Annotated in this window: 1 protein-coding gene; it reads right to left on the bottom strand. The window is 39.8% G+C overall.

Annotated features, from left to right (window positions below):
* Nucleotides 1-109: 109 nt before the first annotated feature.
* On the bottom strand, nt 110-819 hold a 710-nt coding region (locus H4K35_RS15560), incomplete at its 5' end, for a tyrosine-type recombinase/integrase (protein ID WP_255492499.1).

Here is an 819-nt window from a genome sequence, read left to right on the forward strand (position 1 = left end):
ACATGTCCGCCCAAAGCAGCAGTTCGGCACAAAGTCAATGCTCTTAACGTTTTTTCTTGATGAACGGTAAAGTTTTGGTTGGACAAATCGACTTTTCTCAGCACATCGGCTACTTCCCACTGCGGCTGCATAAAGCAAAAACGGTATCTAGTGGGCTGTGTACTTTTTGATTTTCGAGCTGACAAACATGCAAGTATTCCATCGTGGTTTCCACACGCTCATGACCCATCAGTTTCTGAACCTGAAGAATATTCACCCCATCTTCTAACAAATGCGTAGCGTAGCTGTGGCGCAACGTGTGCGTATGCACGTCTTTTAAAATTCCAGCTTTTTTACAAACCGATTGAATCGCCCATTGAACCCCACGTTGGCTGTATCGCGAATCAAAACCTTTGGCATCTTTGGTGTTGCCTGTAAATAAAAATGTGGTAGGATGTTCAACCGAAATATATTTTTTAATCCCTCGAATGAGATGATCCGATAAAGGAACATAACGATCTTTTTTGCCTTTACTTTGAACGATATGCAGTAGTTTTCTATCAAAATCTAGGTGTTTCAATTCGATATTTCTAACTTCCATACAACGCAAACCACAGCCGTAAATCAATCCAATTAAAATGCGATGTTTGAGTAAATCGGCATGTTGAAGCATCTTCCAAATCTCTTCTCGACTCAGAATTACAGGAAGTTTCTTTTCTTTAGGAATCGATGGTAAATGAAGATGATCGTAAGGTAAATTCTCTGTTTTTAAAAGAAATCGAAGTCCGTAAACCGTGTGTTTAAAATACGATTGCGAAGGTGAATTGGAACGTTGTTGCA

It is taken from the genome of Myroides sp. NP-2, from assembly GCF_014145665.1.
GTDB lineage: Bacteria > Bacteroidota > Bacteroidia > Flavobacteriales > Flavobacteriaceae > Flavobacterium.